The following is a 20,616-nucleotide window of genomic DNA, read 5'->3' as shown; positions in this document are numbered from 1 at the left end:
CGGATGCTCGCCGCGGTGGTGCCCCTGGTGCTGCTGCTCGCGGGCTGCGCGGCCATGCCGGACAGCGGCGACGCCGCCGAGGTCAACGCCGCCGAGCACGCGGACGACCAGAACCTCCAGGTGCGGGTCTTCCCCGTGCACCCCCAGAAGGGCCTCGAACCGCAGGAGCTGCTGCGGAACTTCCTCGACGCGACCATCGGCGACGAGGCCGGGTACACCACGGCGAAGGAGTACCTCACGACGGCGGAGGCCAGGCGCTGGCGCCCCGAGGCGAGGGTCGTGGTGCTCACCGGCAACCCGGAGGTGCAGCCCGGCACCGCCGGCGCCCGCACCCGGCAGGTGACCGTCCACGGCAGTGCGATGGCCGAGCTGGACGCCAACAAGACGTTCCGGCCGACGGCCGGGGACTTCCACGCCTCGTTCACCTTCGCCAGGCAGAACGGCGAGTGGCGCATCTCCCGCCTCCCCGACGGCCTGATCCTCAACGAGACCAACTTCCGCAACGTCTACGAGCGGGTCAGCCGCTACTACTTCGCGGCCGCCGACCCCTCCCGGCCCTCGGCGCGGCAGCCGGTCCTGGTGCCCGACCCGATCTACCTGCGCCGCCGCATAGACCCGCTCACCGAGGCCGCCAGGGCGCTGGCCGCGGGCCCGTCCCGCTGGCTCGCCCCGGTGGTCTCGTCGGCCTTCGACGGCGTCTCCGTGCTGTCCCAGAACACCGCCCCGGACGACGGCGGGACGGCCGAGGTCAAGGTCAGCGTGCGCGACCTGCAGAGCCGTCCGGAGACCTGCCGGCGGATGGCCGTGCAACTGCTGCGCACCCTCGCCGACCAGGCCGCCGGCATCAGGCGGGTGGTGGTGGCCGACCCCGGGGGGACCCGCGGCTGCGAGGTCACCGCCGGACAGGCCGACGCCTACTCCCCGGAGCGCGCGGACGACCTGTACTACCAGGACGTCGCCAACGGGCGGCTGCTGCGGCTGTCCCGCGACGAGGAGTCCGGCGGCACCCCCGTCCCCGGCCCGCTGGGCGCCCCCCAGCAGCAGCCGCGGATGGACCGGGTCGCGGTGCGCCGCGACGGCGGCCTGGCCGCCGCCGTCGGGCAGGGGGGCAGGGAGCTGTACGAGACGGGCCTCGCGGACGGCGCCAAACTGCTGCCGACGGGCGTCACCAGCAAGGTGCCGGACGGCCTCTCCGAGCCGACCTGGGACGGGTACGGCGACCTGTGGATCGCCGACCGCGACCCCGCCGCGCCGCAGGTCCTCATGGTCCGGGGCGGCCGCCCCTACCGCGTCGCGGTGCGGGGACTGGGCGGCCGGACCGTGCAGGGGCTGAGGATCTCCTCGGACGGCATCCGGGTGGCGCTGCTGCTCACGGACGGGCACACGCGGACGGTCGAGATCGGTCTGGTGCGCCGCTCGGGCGGCGCGGAGGCGCCGCAGGCGGTGATCACCGCGCTGCGCCCGGTGGCGCCCCAGCTGGTGGACGTCACGGCGGTGTCGTGGTCCGACACCGACGAGCTGGTGGTGCTGGGCAGGGAGGCCGAGGGCGTCAAGCACCCCCAGCTGGTGGGCGTCGACGGTTCGCACAGCGAGGACACCACGCTCCAGGGGATCGACGGGATGACCACGGTGGCCGCCTCGGAGGACCCGCAGGCACCGGTGTACGCGGACTCCAAGGACCACAAGATCTACCGGCTCGGGCCCAACGGGCAGTGGCGGGCGGTGGCCCGCAACGCCATGGCGCCCGCCTACCCGGACTGACCGCCTGCCCGTGCTGACCGCCTGCCCGTGCTGACCGCCTGCCCGGACTGACCGCCTGCCCGGACTGACCGACTACCCGGACCGGACCGGGCGAACCCCGGGGCCCGCCCGGCCTCGGCACCTCCGGGGCGCCCGCAGGGGGGTGGCCGCGACCGTGGCCGCCACGGGTACGCGGACACCCGCGGCCTCCAGGGCCCGCGCGGCCTCGGCGAGGGTGGCACCGGTGGTCACCAGGTCGTCGACCAGGACGGCCCGCCCCGAGCGCAGCGCCGCCGCGGGTGCCCGGCGCACCGCCAGGGCCCCGGCGAGGTTGCGGCGCCGGTCCGCCGCGCCCAGACCGGCCTGGTCCGCGACGGCGCGGACGGGCCGCAGGGCCCCGAGCGCGCGTGCGGGCACGCCCGACCGCCGCAGCTCCCGGGCCGCGGCCCGGGCCAGCCGGTGCACGGGGTCGTGTCCGCGGGCGCGCACCGCCCGGGGCGCGGACGGCACGGGGACCAGCAGGAGCGGCGCGGGGCCGGCCCGGTCCCGGCGGGCCGACGCCCCCGCCAGGGGCTCCTCGCCCAGGGCGGCCAGCACGGCTCCGGCGAGGGCGGCGCCCAGCGGGCCGGCCAGGCCGAGCGCACCGCGCTCCTTGTGGGCCAGCAGCAGCCCGCGGACGGGCCCCTCGTACACGGCGGCCGCGTACACCGGCGGCAGGCCCGGGGGCGGCGGGTCCGGCCGGGCCGGACGGGCCGGTGCGGCGGCCAGGGCGGCCCGGCAGCCGGGGCACAGCCGGCCGCGGGTGCCGCCGCAGCCGTCGCAGCGTGCGGGCAGCAGCAGGTCGAGCAGGGCGTCCACGGGCACTTCCCCCTCCGTGCGGCGGATGCCGGATGGCGGGACCAGAGTGCGCGGGTACGGGGGGATCCGCGGCCCTTTTCCCGCACGTTCATCCGAAAGGGGGCCGTTCGCGTCGAACCGGTGTCCGGGCCGCCGCCGACGGCTATGTTCGGCTACGGAACAAGTGTCCGAGGGGTGGTGCCCCGCCCTCCGGCCGCCGGGCGCGCACCTCCGTGCGCCACGCGTCCGCCGGGGAGGCGGAAACCCCCGGAGGGGTGTTCCATGGGGTTTCAGCCGTCCCTGGTGGGGAGGAAGTGGTGAGGGAAACAGTTCCGGCCGCCGCCCCGGCCGCGGGGTGAACGCAGGGCGGACGGACTGCGTACTCAGTGGGCCGCGCGGGGCCTGGCCCCGCCGGCGTCAGCGCGAGGGAACGGAGTTCTGCGTGGACATCGTCGTCAAGGGCCGCAAGACCGAGGTGCCCGAGAGGTTCCGCAAGCACGTGGCCGAGAAGCTGGAGAAGATCCAGAAGTTCGACGGCAAGGTGATCAGCCTCGACGTCGAGGTGTCCAAGGAGCGCAACCCGCGCCAGGCGGACCGCAGCGAGCGCGTGGAGATCACGGTGCGCACCCGCGGTCCGGTGATCCGTGCAGAGGCCTGCGCCGGCGACCCCTACGCCGCGCTGGACATGGCCGCCAACCGGCTCGACGCCCAGCTGCGCAAGGCCGCGGACCGCCGCCGGGTGCACAAGGGAGGCACCGGCCGCACCCCGATCAGCGTGGCCGAGGCCACCGCGGCGCTGGCCGCACTGCCGGAGACCGCCCCCGCCGCCGAGGAGGAGACCGGGGTGGTGAAGACCCGCATCGGGTCGCTGGAGGTGGAGGGCGACGGCCCGCTCGTCGTCCGGGAGAAGGTGCACGCCGCCGCGCCGATGGCGCTGGACCAGGCCCTCTACGAGATGGAGCTGGTCGGGCACGACTTCTACCTCTTCGTCGACACCGACACCGGGATGCCGAGCGTCGTCTACCGCCGGCACGGCTACAACTACGGCGTCATCCACCTGAAGGCCGACGGGTCCGCCCCCGACGGCGAGCTGGGCGGCGCCGGCGGCGCGATCGGCGAGGCGGACGAGGAGTAGCCGGGCCGCGCCGCGCCGGGGAGCACCCCGGGCACGGTGCAGGTGACGGACCGTCGGTGGGCCGCCGGTCCTGCGGCCCGCCGCGGGATCGGCGCCCCGTCCGGGGGGTCTCCGGCCGGCGGACGGCCGCGGGAGCGGCGCCCGGCCGCCTCCGGCGGTGCACCACGGCGGTGCGCCGCAGGCGGGCCCGTCCGCAGGCCCCGCCGGGGCGCTGCGCCGCCGCACGCCCGCCATGTGGCCGGACCGCCCGACCACCGTGGAATGATGGCGCCAGCCCCGGTCAGCACAGGGGGCGCCCGACCAGTCACGTGGTCCCCGCGCGGGCCACGAGGGGGAGGAGTGGATGGGGGAGCGTTTCAGCACGGGGTCCGCCGGCCGCGGCGGCACGCCGTTCGCGGGTCCGTCCGACCGGCAGCAGGGGCATGCCCGGGAGGACCGCCCGCCGGTCCAGCCGCAGGGACGGCCCCTCGCACACCTTCCGGGGCACCCCTCGGGCCACTCCGCCGGTCACCCGTCCGGGTACTCCCCGGAAGGGGCGGAGGACGACGGGCCCCGCGCCGAACCCATCCGGGTGCTCGTGGTGGACGACCACGCCCTCTTCCGGCGCGGCCTGGAGATCGTCCTCGCGCAGGAGGAGGACATCCAGGTGGTCGGCGAGGCGGGGGACGGCGCCGAGGCCGTGGAGAAGGCCGCCGACCTGCTGCCCGACATCATCCTGATGGACGTCCGGATGCCCCGCCGCAGCGGTATCGAGGCCTGCACGGCCATCAAGGACGTGGCGCCCAGCGCCCGGATCATCATGCTGACGATCAGTGACGAGGAGGCCGACCTCTACGAGGCGATCAAGGCCGGCGCCACCGGCTACCTCCTCAAGGAGATCTCCACCGACGAGGTCGCCACCGCGATCAGGGCGGTCGCCGACGGCCAGTCCCAGATCAGCCCCTCCATGGCGGCCAAGCTGCTCACCGAGTTCAAGTCGATGATCCAGCAGCGCTCCGACGACCGGCCCCTGGTGCCCGCGCCCCGGCTCACCGACCGGGAGCTGGAGGTGCTCAAGCTGGTGGCCACCGGGATGAACAACCGCGACATCGCCAAGAAGCTCTTCATCAGCGAGAACACGGTGAAGAACCACGTGCGCAACATCCTGGAGAAGCTCCAGCTGCACTCCCGGATGGAGGCCGTCGTCTACGCCATGCGCGAGAAGATCCTCGAAATAGGCTGACGCGGCGTCACGCCGCCTGCCGGTGGACCGGGGACCCTCCCGTTCAGGCCGCGGCGACGGCTGCGGTGAGGGCGCCCGCCAGGGACTCCGGGACCACCCGCTCCACCGTCACCGCGTCGCAGCCCACCCAGTCGGCCGCCTCCCGCAGTGCCTGCGCCATGGGGGCGACGGCGGCGGGCGACTCCACGGAGGCCTGCCGGGCGACCAGCGTCCGGCCCTCCCGTGCGGGGTCGACCCGCCCCACCAGCCTGCCGCCCGCCAGCAGCGGCATCGCGAAGTAGCCGTGCACGCGCCTCTCCCGGGGCACGTACGCCTCCAGGCGGTGGGCGAACCCGAAGACCCGCTCGGTGCGCGCCCGGTCCCAGACCAGCGAGTCGAAGGGCGAGAGCAGGGTGGTCCGGTGCCGCCCCCGGGGCGCGGACCCCAGCGCGGCCGGGTCCGCCCAGGCCGGTCCGGGGCCGCCGTCGCGCCCCCAGCCCTCCACCTCCACCGGGACCAGCCCGGAGTCGGCGGCCACCGCGTCCACCTGCTCGGTCCGCAGCCGGTGGTAGTCCGCCAGGTCGGCCCGGGTCGCCACGCCCAGGGCCGCCCCGGCCTGCCCGACCAGCCGCCGCAGGCAGGTCGCGTCGTCCGGATCCTGCGCCAGCAGCTCCGGCGGCACGGCCCGCTCCGCCAGGTCGTAGACGCGCTTCCACCCCCTGCGCTCGGTGCAGACCACCTCGCCGACGTCGAGCAGCCACTCGATGGCGATCTTCGTCTCGGACCAGTCCCACCAGGGGCCGCCCCGGCGGGCGCCGCCGAGGTCGGTGGCGGTCAGCGGACCGTCGGCGCGCAGCCGGGCCCGCACCTCGGCGCAGGACCGCACGGCGTCCTCCATCCGGTGCCAGCGGTGGCCCCGGGCGGTGAACGCCCGCCGCCGGAAGGCGAAGAGCGGCCACTCCTCCACCGGCAGGACGCAGGCGGCGTGCGACCAGTACTCGAAGGCGGCACCGCCCCAGTACGCCTCCTCCACCGCGCCGCGGCCCACCGCGCCGAGCCGTGCGTACGGCACCAGTTCGTGCGAGCGGGCCAGGACCGAGATGGTGTCCAGCTGGACCGCGCCGAGCCGGCGCAGCACCCCGCGCACCCCGCCCCGCCGGTCGGGCGCGCCCAGCAGCCCCTGGGCGCGCAGGGCGATCCGGCGGGCGTCCCCGGCGGAGAGGGCGGCGGCGGGCTTCGGCGTCGGCGGCGCTGCGGAGGTCATGCCCCGCAGCGTAGGGGCAGCCCCGGACAATAGGGCCCTCCCCGCCGGCGGAGGACCCGCGGGCCGGGGCCGCCAGGGCCGCCGGGGACGCCGGACCGCCGCCGGACGCGCGGGGCGGCCCTGACGCACCCGCCCGGAGGCGCAGCGTCAGGGCGAGGGGGAGAGAGGAGAGGGGGCGGCCGTCCCCGTCCCGTCGGCCGCCCTGCCCGGGCCCGTCAGCCGGCCGCCGGGCCCGGGACCCGGTCGGTGGGCAGCAGCGAGCCGACCCAGCCGTCCCGGCGCCCGCCCCGGTGCTCCAGGTAGGAGCGCAGGGTCCCCTCGACGGTGAACCCCACCCGCTCCGCCACCGCCCGGGAGGCGGTGTTGCCCACCTCCGCGTACCACTCCAGGCGCTGGACGCGGAGGGTGTCGAAGGCCCAGCGGGCGACGGCGGCGACGGCCTCGGCGGTGAGGCCGCGTCCCCGGTGCTCCCGGGCGGTCCAGTAGCCGACCTCCGCGACGGCGGTGCGCGGGGGGAAGGAGAGGCCGACCGAGGAGACCAGCGCCCCGCCGTCGCGGGTGAAGGTCCCCCAGTTGTAGAGCGTGTCGTTGCGCCAGCCGTCGGGCGAGATCCGGCCGGTGAACTCCTCCGCGTGCTCCGGCAGGTAGGGGGAGGGCACGGTCGTCCACCGCTGGATCTGCTCGTCCTGGCAGGCCCGGTGCACGGCCCCGGCGTCGCCCGGCTCCAGGGGGCGCAGGAGGAGGCGGGCGGTCTGCATGGTCACGGGTTCCATGGGCGCGAGTATCGCGGAGCCCGCCGGGGCGGGTGACGGCTCCCGGGCGCGGGGCCCCTCCCCGCGGGCCGCCGCACCCCTCGCGGGCGCCGGCCCCCGCCGCAGGCCGCCCCGGGCCGGGAACGCCGCGCCCGCCCCGGACGTCGTCCCTGGTGTGCGGGGCGCCCGTCGTCCGTTCCGCCCGGATTGGGGGATCTGCGCACCGCCCTCCCCCGGGTGACACGGGATCGCGGCGCTGACGGACCTCCCGGCCCGCTGGCCTCCTCGCATACGATGGCCGGTGCGGTGGGGAAGCTCCGCCGTGCAGTCGTGCACCCCCAGCCGGGTGCCAGTCCAGCCAAGGAGCCCGCTCACGTGTCCGTCTTCGACAAGATCCTGCGCGCCGGTGAGGGCAAGATCCTTCGCAAGCTGCAGCGGATCGCCTCCCAGGTCAACTCCATCGAAGAGGACTTCGTCAACCTCACGGACGCCGAGCTGCAGGCGCTGACCGACGAGTACCGGCAGCGGCTGGCGGACGGCGAGACCCTCGACGACATCCTGCCCGAGGCCTTCGCCACGGTCCGTGAGGCGGCCAAGCGCGTCCTGGGCCAGCGCCACTACGACGTGCAGCTGATGGGCGGCGCCGCCCTGCACTTCGGGTACGTCGCCGAGATGCGCACCGGCGAGGGCAAGACCCTGGTCGGCACGCTCCCGGCGTACCTGAACGCGCTGAGCGGCAAGGGCGTGCACCTGATCACGACCAACGACTACCTCGCCGAGCGCGACTCGGAGTGGATGGGCCGCGTCCACCGCTTCCTCGGCCTCGAGGTCGGCGTCATCCTGGCGAACATGTCGCCGGCCGAGCGCCGCAAGCAGTACGCCGCGGACATCACCTACGGCACCAACAACGAGTTCGGCTTCGACTACCTCCGCGACAACATGGCGTGGGCCCAGGACGAGCTGGTGCAGCGCGGCCACAACTACGCCATCGTCGACGAGGTCGACTCCATCCTCATCGACGAGGCCCGCACCCCGCTGATCATCTCCGGCCCGGCGGACCAGGCCACCAAGTGGTACGCGGACTTCGCCAAGCTGGTGCAGCGCCTCAAGCGCGACCGCGACTACGAGGTCGACGAGAAGAAGCGGACCGTCGGCATCCTGGAGGACGGCGTCTCCCGGGTCGAGGACTACCTGGGCATCGACAACCTCTACGAGTCGGTCAACACCCCGCTGGTGGGCTTCCTCAACAACGCCATCAAGGCCAAGGAGCTCTACAAGAACGACAAGGACTACGTCGTCGTCAACGGCGAGGTCATGATCGTCGACGAGCACACCGGCCGCATCCTGGCCGGCCGCCGCTACAACGAGGGCATGCACCAGGCCATCGAGGCCAAGGAGGGGGTGGAGATCCAGAACGAGAACCAGACCCTGGCCACCATCACCCTCCAGAACTTCTTCCGCCTCTACGACAAGCTCGGCGGCATGACCGGTACGGCCATGACCGAGGCGGCGGAGTTCCACCAGATCTACAAGCTCGGCGTGGTGCCCATCCCGACCAACAAGAACCCGCAGCGGATCGACCAGCCCGACCTGATCTACAAGACGGAACCCGCCAAGTTCCGCGCCGTGGTCGAGGACATCGTCGAGAAGCACGAGAAGGGCCAGCCGGTCCTCGTCGGCACCGTCTCGGTCGAGAAGTCCGAGTACCTCTCCCAGGAGCTGCGCAAGCGCGGCATCCCGCACGAGGTGCTCAACGCCAAGCACCACGAGCGCGAGGCCCAGATCGTCGCCCAGGCCGGCCGCAAGGGCGCCGTCACCGTCGCCACCAACATGGCCGGCCGCGGCACCGACATCCAGCTCGGCGGCAACGCCGACCACCTGGCCGCCGCCGAGCTCGCCCAGCGCGGGCTCTCCCCGGTGGACACCCCGGAGGAGTACGAGGCGGCGCTGCCCTCCGCCCTGGAGAAGGCCAAGGCCCAGGTCAAGGCGGAGCAGGAGGAGGTGCAGGCCCTCGGCGGCCTGTACGTCCTCGGCACCGAGCGGCACGAGTCCCGCCGGATCGACAACCAGCTGCGCGGCCGCTCCGGCCGCCAGGGCGACCCCGGCGAGTCCCGCTTCTACCTGTCGCTCGGCGACGACCTGATGCGGCTCTTCAAGGCCGGCATGGTCGAGCGCGTGCTCTCCATGGCGAACGTCCCGGAGGACGTGCCGATCGAGTCCAAGATGGTCACCCGCGCCATCGCCTCCGCGCAGACCCAGGTCGAGCAGCAGAACTTCGAGATCCGCAAGAACGTCCTCAAGTACGACGAGGTGCTCAACCGGCAGCGCGAGGTCATCTACGGCGAGCGCCGCCGCGTCCTGGAGGGCGAGGACCTCCAGGAGCAGATCGGCCACTTCATGGACGACACCGTCGACGCCTACGTGCGGGCGGCGACGGGCGAGGGCTTCGAGGACGAGTGGGACCTCGAGAAGCTGTGGACCGCCCTCCGGCAGCTCTACCCGGTCACCCTCTCCCTGGAGGAGCTGGAGGAGGAGGCGGGCGGCCAGGCCGGCCTCACCCCCGACTTCCTGGAGGAGGCGGTCAAGGAGGACATCCACGCGCAGTACGCCGCGCGCGAGGAGCAGCTCGGCTCGGAGATCATGCGCGAGCTGGAGCGCCGCGTCGTCCTGTCGGTCCTCGACCGCCGCTGGCGCGAGCACCTCTACGAGATGGACTACCTGCAGGAGGGCATCGGCCTGCGGGCGATGGCCCAGCGCGACCCGCTGGTCGAGTACCAGCGCGAGGGCTACGACATGTTCTCCGCGATGATGGAGGGCATCAAGGAGGAGTCCGTCGGCTACCTGTTCAACCTGGAGGTCCAGGTCGAGCAGCAGGTCGAGGAGGTCCCGGTCGAGGACGCCGAGCCGGTCCAGCTGGACAAGGCCGACGAGGGCCGTCCGGAGATCCGCGCCAAGGGGCTGGAGGCCCCGCAGCGGCAGCGCCTGCACTACATCGCCCCGACGGTGGACGGCGAGGGCGGCGTGGTCGAGGGCGACTTCACCGAGGACGGCGTCCTGGACGACCCGGAGGCCGGCATGACCCGGGCGGAGCGCCGCAAGGCTGCCAAGGGCGGCCGCCGCCGCAGGAAGTAGCAGGCCGCCCGCACGGCCGCCCCGCCCCGGCGGGCGGCGCGGCGGGCGGGCAGGAGGACGCGGAGGGCGCCGCACCGGTACGGCCGGGGCGGCGCCCCCGGCCGTTCCCGGCCGTTCTCTGCGGGCCGCGGCGGGCTGCAGCAGGTCCCGGCCGCCCTCAGCGGGTGTCGACCGCCGCGCACTGCCACTGCGCCGTGCGCGGGTGCCGTTCGAGCCGGAAGGCCACCATCCGGGTGCGGGGACCGGTGTCCACCCGGGCGCAGACCTCCAGCACGCCGGGGGCCGGTGCGCTGTCGTAGACCCGGCGCAGCACGGGCAGTGCCCCGGCGGAACGGGGGCGCAGCGTGCCGCGCTGCACCAGCCGGGTCAGCTCCCCGTACCCGGTGTGGGTGGTGTGCCGGGCCAGCTGCCCGGCCGGCCGGGTGCCCGTGAGCACCTCGACCAGCCGCTGGGCGAACCGGGTGGCCAGCCCGTTGAGGTCGCCGCGCGGCGGCGCGCAGTGCAGGCCGGCCGGACGCCGCACCCGTGCGGGGTGCCCCGGCTGCCGGTGGACGCGGCCCAGCCGCACCGTCCCCGGCGCGGCAGGGGCCGCCGGACCGGTCGGCCGACGGCCGGGGCAGGGCGCGTCGGGCGGCCCCGGCAGCAGCGGGCGGATCCCGGGGAGCGGGACCGCCGGTGCGGCGGCCGCGGAGGAGGAGGCGGAGGCGGCGGCCGCGCCGACGGCGGCCTCCCGGCCCGGGGCCCCCGGAAAGGCGGCCGCCGGAAAGGCGGTCAAGGCGGCGGGCCCCGGAAAGGCGGCTCCCGGAAAGGCGGTCAAGGCGGCGGGCCCTGCGGAATCGACCATGATCGGCACCCCCGTGCGGTGGTCGGCGACGGACGGGACCCTTCCTATCCGGGGTCCGGCGCACGCGGCAACGGGCGTCCCGCGGCGGGGCGCACGACGCCGGACTTCACCTATCCGGGTGACATCGTCCGCCCCCCGCCTCCGGCCGTGCCCCTCGCCGCACCTGCCGCAGCCCCGCCGCACCCGCCGCCGCCCCGGCCGGGCGGCGGGTCCCGGGCCCCGGCCGCCGACGCGGCGCGGTCCGGGCGGACGTCACCCGAAGGGGCACCCCGCCGGGGGTGGCACCGCCGGACAGGGGGCGCCGGGAGGTTACCGTCGAGGGGAGGCCGGTGGACCGGCCGGCACCCGGGAAGGCGGGCAGGCGCATGGCGGCGGACGTGTCCGGCATCGGGGGTCCGGGGCCGGACCGCACCCCGTCGCGGTCCGGCCGGGCCGCCCGGGGCGCACCACGCCGCGGCCTGGTGCTCGGCGGCGGCGGCATGCTCGGCGCCGCCTGGACGGTCGGCGCGCTCTGCGCCGTCGCGGAGACCGCCGGATGGGACCCGCGCGGCGCGGACGTCGTCCTCGGCACCTCGGCCGGAGCGATCCTGGGCACCCTGCTGGCGTCCGGCGTCGGCCCGGCGGAGCTGCGTGACCACCAGCAGGGCCGGGTGGTGGCCACCGGGCCGCTGGTGGGCGTGGAGTTCGACTACGACGCCGCCGTGGGCGGTGCGCTGCCCCCTCGGCCCCGGCCCGGCATCGGCTCGCCCGGCCTGCTGCGGCAGACCTTCCTCCACCCGCGCGACTACCCGTTCCTCACCATGGTCTCGGCGTTCGTCCCCCCGGGCCGGGGGTCGGTGGCGCCCATCGGCGACCTCGTGCGGGCGCTGGTCCCGTCCGAGGACGGGTGGGCGGACCGGCCGGGCCTGCGCATGGTCGCGGTCGACTACGAGACCGGGCACCGGGTGGTCTTCGGCGACCCGGACGCGCCGGCGGCCGGCGTCGCCGAGGCGGTGATGGCGTCGTGCGCGCTCCCGGGCTGGTTCGCGCCGGTCCCCGTGGACGGCCGCCGCTACATCGACGGCGGCGCCTGGTCGGCCACCAACGCCGACCTGCTGGCGGGCCGGGGGCTGGACGAGGTGTACGTGCTGGCCCCGATGGCGGTGCGCCTGCGCACCGTCGTCGGCGGTCCGGCGGCCGCCGGGTCCGGCGGACGGCGGGGCGCCCCCGCGCCGCACGGGGTGCTGGCCCACCTGGTGAGCCGCTACCGCCGGTCGGTCACCCGGCAGCTGCTCCGCGAGGCCCGGCTGCTGCGCGAGGGCGGCACCCGGGTCCGCCTGCTCGCCCCGACCCTGGACGACCTGGCGGCGATGGGCCCCAACATGATGGACCCGGCGCGCCGCCCGGAGGTGCTGGAGACGGCGCTGCGGACCTGCGGCGCCGTCCTGGCGGCCACGCACCGGGGCTGACCCGGGGCCGACCCGGCGCGGACGGGGCCGGGACCGGGGGAGTGACCCGGCCGGAACGGTACGCGGCGGGCCCGGGGCGGGGACGGAAGGGCCCGGCCGGCGGCGCGGTGATCACCTCCGGCCGTATCCTGGTCGGCGGTGCGGCTGCAGGGTCCGCACCCGGACCCGCTCCCGTGGATCGCGGACGGGACCGGCCCCCACGACCCGGCGACCCACGACCCGGAGCGGCCCCGATGCGCGTGTACGTCCCCACCACCCTCAACGGCCTGGCCGCGGCGCACGCCGCGGGCGAGCTCGGCCCGGCGCCGCTGCATGCGTACGCCGTCACCCCGGCGCTGCGCGAGTGGTACCTCAGCGACGACATCGAGGAGCTGGAGTACGCCGCGCTGGTCCGCGCCGCCCAGTCCTCGCTGAGGCTGCTCGCCGCCGACGCCGCCTCCCCGCGGCGCCGCGCCGTGGTGGCGCTGGACGTGCCCGACAAGGCGGTGCTGCTGGACACCGGCGCCGAGTACCGGGACCAGTCCTCCCTCGGCCTGGTGCGCCTGGCCGATCCGGTGGCGCTGGCGAAGGCGGCCGCGGTCCACGTGGACGGGAGCGACGCCGAGGAGGACGTCGCGGCGGCCGCGTCCGCCGTGGACGCGGCGGACGCGGGCGACGACGACGCCCGCTTCACCGTCGACGGGGCCGAGGACCACGAGCTGCTCTGGTACGCCACCCAGGAGCTCCCGACCCTGCTCCCCTGAGCCGCGCCCCCGGCGGGCCCGCCTGGCCGGCCGGTGCCTCCCGCCGGGGCGCTCGCGCCGGTGCCGCCTGCCGGAGTGTCGGCGGCGGACGGTACGGTGCGTCCGTGCGTGCACACATCGTCTGGGACTGGAACGGCACCCTCCTCCACGACATCGACGCGGTCGTGGCGGCGAGCAACGCCGCCTTCGCCGAGGTCGGGCTGGCGCCGCTGAGCGTCGAGCGCTACCGCGAGCTCTACTGCATCCCCATACCGCTCTTCTACGAGCGGATGCTGGGCCGCGCCCCCACGGCCGAGGAGTGGGAGCGCATGGACGGCGTCTTCCACCTCGCCTACACCGCGCACAGCGCCGGCTGCACCCTCACCGAGGGCGCCGAGCTGCTGCTGGAGCGCTGGGAGGCGGCGGGCCGCAGCCAGTCGATCCTGTCCATGTACGGGCACGAGGAGCTGGTGCCGCTGGTGCGCGGGTTCGGCATCGAGCGCCGCTTCGTCCGGGTCGACGGCCGGGTCGGTCCGTCCGGCGGCGGCAAGGCCGAGCACATGGTCCGCCACCTCGCCGCGCTCGGCGACGCGGTCGCCCCCGCCCGCACGGTGGTGATCGGCGACGCCGCCGACGACGCGCTGGCGGCGCGGGCCGTGGGGGCGCGCGCGGTGCTCTACACCGGGGGCTCGCACACCCGGCGGAACCTCGCGGCGGCCGGGGTCCCGGTCGTCGACTCGCTGGCCGAGGCGGTGGCCCTGGCGGAGGAGCTGGTGCAGGGCGCCTGACCCCCGGCCCGGGCCGCCCGCCCGCGGACCCGCCGCCCACCTGCCGCCGCGGACGCGCCGCGGACCCGCCGCCCACCTGCCGCCGCGGACGCGCCGCGGACCCGCCGCCCACCTGCCGCCGCGGACGCGCCGCCGCCGGCCCGCCGCTGCTGACCTGCGCCGGAGGAGGACCGCGCCGCGCGGACGGCTACCGATCGGTAGTTGTACAAGTCGTCCAGCGGGGGCAGGAGCGGCGCGACCTTTGCTCCGGACCGGCCCCTGACACTCCGCAGTCGTCCCGTTAGGCTGGCCGGGGTGCCAACGGGCCGAAAGACCTTGCGTACCCAGGTGAAAGGTGTTTCATGCGTGGCATGCGCCACCTTCATCCGGGACGTGCGGGAGGATCGGACCGACGTGGCACGGACCAGGACCGACCCGAGTCACGCAACGGCGCGCGACAGGAGCCAGATAGCCATGCAGACCAAGCTGGACGCAGCCAAGGCCGAGGTGCTCGCACGCGCAGCACGGGCCGCTGAGAACAGCCAGGTGGGGGGCACGCACGGAGAGGGTCTCGGCAACGGCGCCCTGACCGCCTACCTGCACCACTACTACCTCCACACCGCCCCCGAGGACCTGCTCGACCGCGACCCGGTCGACGTCTACGGAGCGGCGGCCTCCCACCACCGCCTCGGCGCGAAGCGCCCCCAGGGAACCGCCGAGGTCCGGGTGCACACCCCGACCGTGGAGGAGAACGGCTGGTCCTGCGGCCACACCGTGGTCGAGGTCGTCACCGACGACATGCCCTTCCTGGTGGACTCCGTCACCAACGAGCTCTCCCGCCAGGACCGTGCCATCCACGTCGTGATCCACCCGCAGATGGTGGTCCGCCGCGACATCACCGGCCGCCTGCTGGAGGTCCTCGACGCCGACGCCTGCTCGCGCGGCCAGGCCTCGGGCACCGAGTGGCCCCCGGACGCGATCGTCGAGTCGTGGATGCACATCGAGATCGACCGCGAGACCGACCGCGACGACCTCCGGCAGATCGAGGCGGACCTGCGCCGCGTCCTCACCGACGTCCGCGAGGTCGTCGAGGACTGGACCAAGATGCGCGAGGCCGCTCTGCGCCTCGCCGAGGAGCTCGCCGAGCAGCCCCCCGCGGGCCTGCCCGAGCAGGAGGTCGGCGAGGCCTGGGAGCTGCTGCGCTGGCTGGCCGAGGACCACTTCACCTTCCTCGGCTACCGCGAGTACGACCTGGTGGAGAGCGAGGGCGCGGGCGACGGCGGGTACGAGGCGCTGCGCGCCGTCCCCGGCACCGGTCTCGGCATCCTGCGCCCGGACCCGCGCAGCGGCGGCCCGGACGGCCACCCCGCCAGCGAGTCCTTCGGCCGGCTGAGCGCCGCCGCCCGGGCCAAGGCCCACGAGCACACCCTGCTGGTCCTGACCAAGGCCAACAGCCGCGCCACCGTGCACCGCCCGGCGTACCTGGACTACGTCGGCGTGAAGAAGTTCGACGCCGCCGGCCGGGTCGTCGGCGAGCGCCGCTTCCTCGGCCTGTTCTCCTCCGCCGCCTACACCGAGTCGGTCACCCGCATCCCGGTGGTCCGCCGCAAGGTCCAGGAGGTCGTCACCTCCTCCGGCTTCCCGCTCGAGAGCCACGACGGCCGCGACCTGCTCCAGATCCTGGAGACCTACCCCCGGGACGAGATCTTCCAGACCCCGGCGGAGGAGCTGCTCGCCATCGCCGGCAGCGTCCTCTACCTGCAGGAGCGCCGCAAACTGCGCCTCTTCCTGCGCCAGGACGCGTTCGGCCGCTACTTCTCGGCCCTCGTCTACCTGCCGCGGGACCGCTACACCACCCGCATCCGGCTGCGGCTGATGGACATCCTGATGGAGGAGCTCGGCGGCTCCACCATCGACTACACCGCCTGGTCCACCGAGTCGGTCCTGACCCGCCTGCACTTCGTCGTCCGGGTCGCCCCCGGCGCCGAGCTGCCCCACCTCACCGAGGCCGACACCGAGCGGATCGAGGCCCGCCTCGCCGAGGCCGCCCGCTCCTGGACGGACGGCTTCCACGAGGTGCTGCTCGCCGAGTGCGGCGAGGAGCGGACCGCCGAGCTGTCCCGCCGGTACGCCAACGCCTTCCCCGACGGCTACCGCGCCGACTTCTCGCCGCGCACCGCCGTCGCGGACCTGCGCCAGCTGGAGGCCCTCGGCAGCCCCGGCGACTTCCGGCTCAACCTGTACCAGCCGGTCGGCGCCGCCGACGACGAGCGCCGCCTGAAGATCTACCGCGGCGGCGGCGCGGTCTCGCTCACCGAGGTGCTGCCCGTGCTGCAGCGGCTCGGCGTCGAGGTCGTCGACGAGCACCCGTACGAGCTGCGCCGCTCGGACAACTCCACCGCCTGGGTCTACGACTTCGGGCTGCGGCTGCGCTCCGCCGGGGAGCTGGGCGACGAGGCCCGCGAGCGGTTCCAGGAGGCCTTCGCCGCCGTCTGGACCGGCCGTGCCGAGAACGACGGCTTCAACGAGCTCGTCCTGCGCGCCGGCCTGACCTGGCGCCAGGCCGTGGTGCTGCGCGCCTACGCCAAGTACCTGCGCCAGGCCGGCTCCACGTTCTCCCAGGACTACATGGAGGACGCGCTCAGGAACAACACCCACGCCACCCGGCTGCTAGTCAACCTCTTCCAGGCCCGGCTCTCCCCGGCGCACACCGCCGCCGGCCTGGAGCTGACCGAGGGCATCCTGGAGGAGCTGGACGGCGCGCTGGACCAGGTCGCCTCGCTGGACGAGGACCGCATCCTGCGTTCCTTCCTCCACCTGATCAAGGCCACCCTGCGCACCAACTTCTTCCAGCGCACGGAGAGCGGCGAGCCGCACTCCTACGTCTCCATGAAGTTCGACCCGCAGGCCATCCCCGACCTGCCGGCGCCCCGCCCGGCGTACGAGATCTGGGTGTACTCGCCGCGCGTCGAGGGCGTGCACCTGCGGTTCGGCAAGGTCGCCCGCGGCGGCCTGCGCTGGTCCGACCGCCGCGAGGACTTCCGCACCGAGATCCTCGGCCTGGTCAAGGCCCAGATGGTGAAGAACACCGTCATCGTGCCGGTCGGCTCCAAGGGCGGCTTCGTCGCCAAGCAGCTGCCCGACCCGTCGGTCGACCGCGACGCCTGGCTCGCCGAGGGCATCGCCTGCTACCGCACCTTCATCTCCGGCCTGCTCGACATCACCGACAACCTGGTGGCCGGCGAGGGCGTCAAGCCGCCGAAGGACGTCGTGCGCCACGACGGCGACGACACCTACCTGGTGGTCGCCGCCGACAAGGGCACCGCGACCTTCTCCGACATCGCCAACGAGGTCGCCGACTCCTACGGCTTCTGGCTGAGCGACGCCTTCGCCTCCGGCGGCTCCGCCGGCTACGACCACAAGGGCATGGGCATCACCGCCCGCGGCGCCTGGGAGTCCGTCCGGCGCCACTTCCGCGAGCTCGGGCACGACACCCAGACCGAGGACTTCACGGTCGTCGGCATCGGCGACATGTCGGGCGACGTCTTCGGCAACGGCATGCTGCTCTCCGAGCACATCCGCCTGGTCGCCGCCTTCGACCACCGCCACATCTTCGTCGACCCCAACCCGGACGCCGCGACCTCGTACGCCGAGCGCCGCCGGCTGTTCGACCTGCCCCGCAGCTCCTGGGCGGACTACGACACCTCGCTGATCTCCTCCGGCGGCGGCGTCTTCCCCCGCACCGCCAAGTCGATCCCGGTGACGGCGCCGATGCGGGCTGCCCTGGGCATCGCCGCCGGCACCAGCCGCCTCACCCCGGCCGAGCTGATGAAGGCGATCCTGCTCGCCCCGGTGGACCTGCTGTGGAACGGCGGCATCGGCACCTACGTCAAGGCGGAGTCGGAGGCCAACGCCGAGGTCGGCGACAAGGCCAACGACGCCATCCGCGTCAACGGCGGCGACCTGCGGGTCAAGGTCGTCGGCGAGGGCGGCAACCTGGGCTGCACCCAGCTCGGCCGGATCGAGTTCGCCTCGGCCGGCGGCCCCGAGGGCGAGGGCGGCCGGATCAACACCGACGCCATCGACAACTCGGCCGGCGTCGACACCTCCGACCACGAGGTGAACATCAAGATCCTGCTCAACCGGGTGGTCGCCGACGGCGACATGACGGTCAAGCAGCGCAACACCCTCCTCGCCGAGATGACCGACGAGGTCGGCGCGCTGGTGCTCCGCAACAACTACGCGCAGAACACCGCGCTGGCCAACGCGCTCGCCCAGGCGCCGAGCATGCTCAACGTCCACGCCCGGATGATGCGCCGGCTGGAGGACGACGGCCTCCTCGACCGGGCCCTGGAGTTCCTGCCGAACAACCGGCAGATCCGGGAGCGCCAGCAGGCCGGCCGCGGGCTCACCCAGCCCGAGCTGGCCGTGCTGCTCGCCTACGTGAAGATCACGCTGGCCGACGAGCTGCTGGCCACCGACCTGCCGGACGACCCGTACTTCCGGGACTCCCTGCACCGGTACTTCCCGGCCGCGCTGCGCGACCGCTTCACCGGGGCGATCGACAACCACGCCCTGAGCCGCGAGATCATCACCACCCTGCTGGTCAACGAGACCATCAACCAGGGCGGCTGCACCTTCGCCTTCCGGCTCCGCGAGGAGACCGGCGCCACCATGGACGAGATCGTCCGCTCGCACACCGCGGCGCGTGCGGTCTTCGGCCTGGAGGAGATCTGGCGGGAGATCGAGGCCCTGGACAACCAGGTGACCGCCGAGGTCCAGACGAAGATGCGGCTGCACGCGCGGCGCCTGGTCGAGCGCGCCACCCGCTGGCTGCTCAACAACCGGCGCCAGCCGCTGGACATCGCCGGCACCATCGAGGTCTTCCGCGAGCGCTGCAACCAGGTCTGGGACCAGCTGCCCAAGCTGTTGCGCGGCGCCGACCTGGAGTGGTACCAGGGCATCCACGACGAGCTGACGGCCGCGGGCGTCCCCGAGCACCTCGCCACCCGCTGCGCCGGCCTCTCCTCCGCCTTCCCGACCCTCGACGTCGTCGAGGTCGCGGACCGGGCGGGGGCGGACGTCGGCGAGGTCGCCGACCTGTACTACGACCTCGCCGACCGGCTGCAGATCACCCACCTGCTGGACCGCATCATCGAGCTGCCCCGCAGCGACCGGTGGCAGTCCATGGCCCGCGCCGCCATCCGCGAGGACCTCTTCGCGGCCCACGCGGCGCTCGCCGCCGACGTCCTCGCCTGCGGGGAGCCCGGCGACGGCCCCGAGCAGCGGTACCAGGCGTGGGAGGGCCGCAACGCCACGCTCATCAACCGGGCCCGCACCACGCTCGACGACATAAGGGACTCCGACACCCAGGACCTGGCCAGCCTCTCGGTGGCCATGCGGGTGATCCGGACCCTGCTGCGGACCGGCTCCATGCGCTGAGCCCCCGCCGCGGTCCACGGGCCGCCCCCGCCTGCCTCCCGGCCGGCGGGGGCGGCCCGCGCCGCTTCCCGGGGGTCCGGCGCGGCCTACTTGACCGCGCCGGCCATCACGCCGCTGACGAACTGGCGCTGGAAGGCGAAGAAGACCACCAGCGGCACCACCATCGACAGGAACGCCCCGGAGGACAGGACGTCGATGTTGTTGCCGAACTGGCGGACCTGCTGCTGGAGGGCGACGGTGATCGGAGCCGAGCCCGCGTCGGCGAAGATCAGCGCCACCAGCATGTCGTTCCACACCCACAGGAACTGGAAGATCGCCAGCGAGGCGATCGCGGGGCCGCCCAGGGGCAGGACGACGGTGAGGAAGAGCCGCAGCTCGCCCGCGCCGTCCAGCCGGGCGGCCTCCAGCAGCTCGCGCGGGATCTCGGCGAAGAAGTTCCGCAGCAGGAAGACCGCGAACGGCAGGCCGAACGCGACGTGGAAGAGGACCACGCCCGTGATCGAGCCGAACACCCCGATCGCGCCGAACAGCTTGGACACCGGGATCAGCGCCACCTGGACGGGCACCACCAGCAGCCCGACGACGGCGAGGAAGAGCCAGTCCCGGCCGGGGAACTCCGTCCAGGCGAGGGCGTACCCGGCCAGCGAGGCGACCAGCACCACCAGCACCGTGGCGGGCACGGTGATCAGCACGGTGTTGACCAGCGACCCGGTCACGGCGTCGTTGGAGAGCAGCGCCGCGTAGTTGTGCAGGGTCAGCTGGGCGGGCTCGGTGAACACCCGCCACCACCCCGACTGCTGGATGTCGACCGGCCCGCGCAGCGAGGAGGCCAGCAGGCCCACCGTCGGCAGCAGCCAGAAGAGGCCCACCACCAGCAGCACGATGCGGGAGGCGCCGCCCGCCAGCCGCGCGGCGGCGCGGGCGGCCGGGCCCGCCCTGCGGCCGGGCGGTGCGGGGACGGCGGGCGGGGCTTCCTGAAGGGTCGTCACCGTCGTTTCTCCCTCCGGAAGCGGCGGATGTTGAAGAGCATCGCGGGGAGCACCAGCAGCAGCAGCACGACGCCGATGGCGCTGCCCGCGCCCTGGTCCCCGCCCCCGCCGAAGGAGGACAGGTAGAGCTGCAGGGCGAGGACGTTGGCGTCCTGCTGGGTGGAGCCCGGCGCGATGATGTAGACGAGGTCGAAGACCTTGAGGACGTTGATGACCAGGGTCACCATCACCACGGTCAGCACCGGGGTGAGCAGGGGCACGGTGATCCGGCGGAAGACCTGCCACTCGCTCGCGCCGTCCATCCGGGCGGCCTCCAGCAGTTCGCGGGGGACGGCGGTGAGCC

At 74.7% G+C, this 20,616-nt stretch carries 13 protein-coding genes and 1 pseudogene; 8 read left to right on the top strand and 6 right to left on the bottom strand.

Annotation, left to right across the window (positions count from 1 at the left end; all coding sequences use genetic code 11):
- The first annotated feature begins 15 nt into the window (after positions 1 to 15).
- Complete coding sequence (locus ACFY07_RS26890; RefSeq protein ID WP_390872135.1) at positions 16 to 1,761, top strand: LpqB family beta-propeller domain-containing protein; 1,746 nt, start codon at positions 16 to 18, stop codon at positions 1,759 to 1,761.
- Between the two features lie 72 nt (positions 1,762 to 1,833).
- Here the strand turns inward: ACFY07_RS26890 and ACFY07_RS26885 are convergent, their stop codons facing one another.
- A complete protein-coding gene (locus ACFY07_RS26885) occupies positions 1,834 to 2,604 on the bottom strand; it encodes a ComF family protein (RefSeq protein ID WP_390872134.1) in 771 nt (256 codons plus the stop codon).
- Between the two features lie 415 nt (positions 2,605 to 3,019).
- Here ACFY07_RS26885 and hpf point away from each other — a divergent pair, with 415 nt between their 5' ends.
- Positions 3,020 to 3,712, top strand: a complete 693-nt coding sequence (gene hpf, locus ACFY07_RS26880; protein WP_230747869.1) for a ribosome hibernation-promoting factor, HPF/YfiA family — start codon at positions 3,020 to 3,022, stop codon at positions 3,710 to 3,712.
- A gap of 547 nt (positions 3,713 to 4,259) precedes the next feature.
- Positions 4,260 to 4,934: pseudogene (locus tag ACFY07_RS26875) on the top strand (response regulator); the annotation flags it as partial.
- 43 nt (positions 4,935 to 4,977) lie between these two features.
- On the opposite strand, the gene ACFY07_RS26870 reads toward ACFY07_RS26875, so the two are convergent.
- On the bottom strand, positions 4,978 to 6,177 hold the full coding sequence (locus ACFY07_RS26870) for a winged helix-turn-helix domain-containing protein (protein ID WP_390872133.1): 1,200 nt from the start codon (positions 6,175 to 6,177) through the stop codon (positions 4,978 to 4,980).
- Positions 6,178 to 6,392: 215 nt separating this feature from the next.
- Positions 6,393 to 6,950: a GNAT family N-acetyltransferase gene (locus tag ACFY07_RS26865; protein WP_230747873.1), complete on the bottom strand. Its 558-nt coding sequence runs from the start codon at positions 6,948 to 6,950 to the stop codon at positions 6,393 to 6,395.
- Between the two features lie 354 nt (positions 6,951 to 7,304).
- On the opposite strand from ACFY07_RS26865, the gene secA reads away from it, so the two are divergent.
- Positions 7,305 to 10,061, top strand: coding sequence for a preprotein translocase subunit SecA (gene secA, locus ACFY07_RS26860; RefSeq protein WP_390872132.1), 2,757 nt, complete (start codon positions 7,305 to 7,307; stop codon positions 10,059 to 10,061).
- 157 nt (positions 10,062 to 10,218) lie between these two features.
- On the opposite strand, the gene ACFY07_RS26855 is transcribed toward secA, so the two are convergent.
- Positions 10,219 to 10,584 (bottom strand): Rv3235 family protein, encoded by a 366-nt coding sequence (locus tag ACFY07_RS26855; protein WP_230747876.1) that lies wholly within the window; start codon positions 10,582 to 10,584, stop codon positions 10,219 to 10,221.
- Between the two features lie 686 nt (positions 10,585 to 11,270).
- On the opposite strand from ACFY07_RS26855, the gene ACFY07_RS26850 reads away from it, so the two are divergent.
- From ACFY07_RS26850 to ACFY07_RS26835, 4 genes are all read left to right on the top strand, one after another.
- On the top strand, positions 11,271 to 12,353 hold the full coding sequence (locus ACFY07_RS26850; protein WP_390872131.1) for a patatin-like phospholipase family protein: 1,083 nt from the start codon (positions 11,271 to 11,273) through the stop codon (positions 12,351 to 12,353).
- Between the two features lie 233 nt (positions 12,354 to 12,586).
- Positions 12,587 to 13,096, top strand: a complete 510-nt coding sequence (locus ACFY07_RS26845) for a DUF6912 family protein (RefSeq protein ID WP_230747880.1) — start codon at positions 12,587 to 12,589, stop codon at positions 13,094 to 13,096.
- A 104-nt stretch (positions 13,097 to 13,200) separates the two neighbouring features.
- On the top strand, positions 13,201 to 13,863 hold the full coding sequence (locus ACFY07_RS26840; protein WP_390872130.1) for an HAD family hydrolase: 663 nt from the start codon (positions 13,201 to 13,203) through the stop codon (positions 13,861 to 13,863).
- A 453-nt stretch (positions 13,864 to 14,316) separates the two neighbouring features.
- A complete protein-coding gene (locus ACFY07_RS26835; protein WP_390872129.1) occupies positions 14,317 to 19,284 on the top strand; it encodes an NAD-glutamate dehydrogenase in 4,968 nt (1,655 codons plus the stop codon).
- Positions 19,285 to 19,370: 86 nt separating this feature from the next.
- On the opposite strand, the gene ACFY07_RS26830 is transcribed toward ACFY07_RS26835, so the two are convergent.
- Positions 19,371 to 20,273, bottom strand: coding sequence for a carbohydrate ABC transporter permease (locus tag ACFY07_RS26830; protein ID WP_390872128.1), 903 nt, complete (start codon positions 20,271 to 20,273; stop codon positions 19,371 to 19,373).
- Positions 20,270 to 20,616: carbohydrate ABC transporter permease (locus ACFY07_RS26825; RefSeq protein WP_390872127.1), on the bottom strand; the 347-nt coding region annotated here is incomplete at its 5' end. The genes ACFY07_RS26830 and ACFY07_RS26825, both read right to left, overlap by 4 nt.

The sequence above is a fragment of the Streptomyces sp. NPDC001380 genome (genome assembly GCF_042895785.1).
Classification (GTDB): Bacteria; Actinomycetota; Actinomycetes; order Streptomycetales; family Streptomycetaceae; genus Peterkaempfera.
This window is presented reverse-complemented; position numbering and strand designations above follow the sequence as displayed.